This window comes from Stieleria sedimenti (assembly GCF_025060895.1).
In the GTDB taxonomy this organism is placed as follows: Bacteria; Planctomycetota; Planctomycetia; order Pirellulales; family Pirellulaceae; genus Stieleria; species Stieleria sedimenti.
On record NZ_JANZKV010000379.1, the window covers coordinates 1 to 3,435 of the forward strand.

At 60.3% G+C, this 3,435-nt stretch carries 1 protein-coding gene; it reads right to left on the reverse strand.

The features are described from left to right. Positions 1–31 precede the first annotated feature (31 nt). Positions 32–3,435: hypothetical protein (locus NZK35_RS33965; RefSeq protein WP_259636972.1), on the reverse strand; the 3,404-nt coding region annotated here is incomplete at its 5' end.

The window sequence follows — 3,435 nt, forward strand, 5'->3', positions numbered from 1 at the left end:
TGAAGGCTGGACACCAACGAGCCGCCACCACTTACGGTGCGGCGACGTCGTGCAGGGTGGCGCCTTTGTCGTCGCTGAGCACCAGGATCGCGTAACGCTGGGCGCCTTTGGCATCGGCGGCACTGATGCTGGTGTAGTCAAACCGTCCACGCCCATCGGTGTAGCCGTCTTTGAAGAATCGGACACTGCCATCGGGATAGCGGGCATAGACCTTCACATAGGCACCGGCGACCGGGCGATGGGAAGTGGCATCGGTGGTTTGCAGCTGCCCAAAGCCTTCACTGACATAGGTCGTCAACTCACCCCCGTAATACAACGACGTGTTTCGCGAGGCCCCGACGTTGGCTTCGACCAACAGCGTTTTGCTTCGCAGATCGGCCGGGATCGGGTAGCGTGCCGTGCCGGTCTTGGATTGCATCGTCACGGTGTCGGCCCGTGTCGGTCGCACCATCGCGATCCGTTGCAAGTCATCGCGTGCAAACGGGGCGTTGCTGAACAGCAGTTCCAGGTCGACGCCGTACAAGTTGATGTCGACTTGGTCGGTGTTGCGGTGGTCGATTCGCACCGTGTCGTCTTCCACACGGACGATCACTTCGGGGACCGACGCAGACGCTTGGCTGTTGGCCCGGTCTCGGTCGGCGATCGCCAGGTCGGCAGCCTTGGGCGAAACCCCGGCATCATCGATCGCTTTCGGGGCACCGACCGAAACGAGTTGCCCGGCGTCCATCAGTTCGAATCGCTGGCGAACGTGCAGTCCCATCTGGGCAAAGCGGTCGTTCCAACGCGGAACGGGATGGGATTCGTAGCGACCGGCGATTTCCAAGGCCGCTTCATAGTTGCCTTGATGGAGCGCCAGGTAGCCGGCCAAGTAATCGTGCTGCAACTGACTGGGAACTTGTTCGCGATTGAGCGTGCCGAAGAACTGCGTCGCTTCTTCGATCCGGTTTTGAAGCAACAGGTAATACGTCAGCGGCATCTTTTCGGTGCTCGCGATTTCGGCTTGGAAACCGAGTCGGCGGACGAACTGTTGGTAGTGGTTCAGGAAGGTCGGGTTGAGAATCTCGTCGACTTCACCCAAACGATGGATTCGGGCGCGAACCAGCGGCGCGTATTCCAGGTGTTCATAGGCACCTTGTTCGATCGAATCGATGGTCAACAGGGTCGACTCCAGCGAGGGGCCGACGCGTGCGATCAAGTCGTTGCGAAGCGAAAGGAAGCGACGCATCGAATCCAGGTCATCGTGATGAAAACCGTACGCCCAAACCGCGGCCTCGGGCAATCGCGCTTGCTTCATCACATCGACGACGGTTTCATAGACGTCGCGATCACGCATCCGATGCAGCACGTGGTTCCAATCGAGTTCATGCAGATTGGCCTGATCGAGGAACGTTTTGATTTCAGCGGCCGAACCGTCCCGGGCGATCGATTGCCAGGTCACCGCGTCATCGTTCCATTCTTCGGCGACGTTGAACGTCTTTTCTTTTCCACTGGCCAACAGCGTTTCGCCCTGAGAAACGGTTGCGGGGTAGTGGACGAATTTGCCAACGGCGGGGAAGTAGAACTTGTAGTCGATGGCCGAGACGGCAAATGGTGCCAGCTTGATCGTCTTGCTGTCGGTGACTTGGCTGCCGGCCAGCGGGATGCTTCCGGCGGGGATCTGCCAAAACAGCTCGACGATCTTTTCGGTCGCCGTCGGGTTCGAAACCACGACTTGCCCCTGGTAGGCTTCGCCGGTGACGAACTGGTCGGGTTCTCGCGGTTCGTCGTCGTCGCGGCGGTCCTGGTTGACTTGCTGGAAAAGTTGCCCGATCAGCACGCCGGGCTCCGCGTCGGCGGGTTCCAGCGTTCGCAGGCGTTTGGTCACCAGGGCGACGGGGTGTTCCGGCCGATAGACGGTCTCGGGTCTGGATGGCAATGAGATCTCGCCGGATTTCAGCGGCAACCCACACATCGCCAAGGCGATCAACGCGGAGTGTCGATTGTTGGTGCATTCGAGCAAGTGTTTCGACACCGACGGCACCGATGCGTCGTCGGTCCACTCGTTGTTGGCCAGTTCGTTCCAAAAGGCGTTGATCGGAATCAGTTCGATCGGTGACGGACCACCGACGACACGGACTCGATCGAAGTGGCTTTCGGCCCATTGCTTGGTGCTGTCGAGTTCTTGGTAGAACGCACGTTGAGCTTCGAGCCCCAGGCCGCGCGCCCCGAACATCATCGCGTTGCCCGGCGCGGCTTTCTGCATGCGGCCGAGTCGACGGGCGACGTCGGCGCGCCGACCCGCTTCGAGTTTTTTGTCGGCCGCGCCGCCACCCCCCATGCCTCCGGCCATGCCCATTGGCATGGCCATATCCGTATCCATGTGGACCTCACCGTCGAACAATCCGAAGGTTTCAGCCATTGCTTCCATTTCAACCATTGAGCCGGAAACCGACATGCGGCTGGATCGCAAGGCGCTTTCGATCAGTTTGCGGCGGGTCCCGTAGTCTTCATCGAGCAGGGCGACCGATTCAAACAGATCGCGGCGAATGGAGGCGCGTAGCGCCGGGACTCGGATGGCCAGCAGGGCGCGTTCGGCGGCGGAGAGTCGCTGGTATTTCCAGAGCGTCGCGTACTCGGACAGGTCGTTGCCGAGCAACCAATGATCGATGAATTGCTTTTCTTTCTTGTTGCTCAGATAGGGTTTGATCACCGAATCGAAGAATTCGCGATCGTGCATCCGCAGGAACAGATGCAACTCGTGGCAGGCAAGCTCGGAGTAGTGCGTAAGTTTTTCGGCCGTGGTTAGCGTGTGCCAGCGACCGAGCACCTGGAATTCGTCCAGCCGCTCATCGTCGATGAGCGTCCGATAAATCGTCATCAAGGAATCGACGTTTCCGTAGACCTGGACCTGGGCCGAGCCGAGCTGGGCGAGGTCGAGCGGATCAGCGGCCGAAACGATCGAAACGGCCCGTTCGAAGGACAGGGATTGATCCAGCGGCAGGGAGTTGGCCAGTCGCAGGTCTTCCGTTTCGGGATCGGTCAATGGGGCCGTCAGCGTTCGTCGCAACACGGTCGCCGGATCGGCCACGATCACCTGGACGATCGGCATGCCATCGATCAGGTCGGCGGGGATGGTGACGCGGCCGTCGGCATCCGCGATCAAGTTGGCCGCCAGCACGCCACCGTCGGACAAGAAGTCAAAATCGGGGGCGGCAGCAACGCCACCCTCACCTTCGAACGCGCTGTCGGCTGATCGAGACATGCTCTCCCGTGCCGGTGCGGCCGATGGCGGGGGAACTGCTCCATCGCGGGCACTTTGACTTTCGTTCGACGTCGTTTCAGTTTCCCAGGGGTTCAGCAGGATGCTGGGTTGGGGCAACATCACGCCGGGGTATTTGGCGGCGTATTGCCGACGCAACACGTACTCGTATTCGTCACCCAAACGCAGATCGCTGA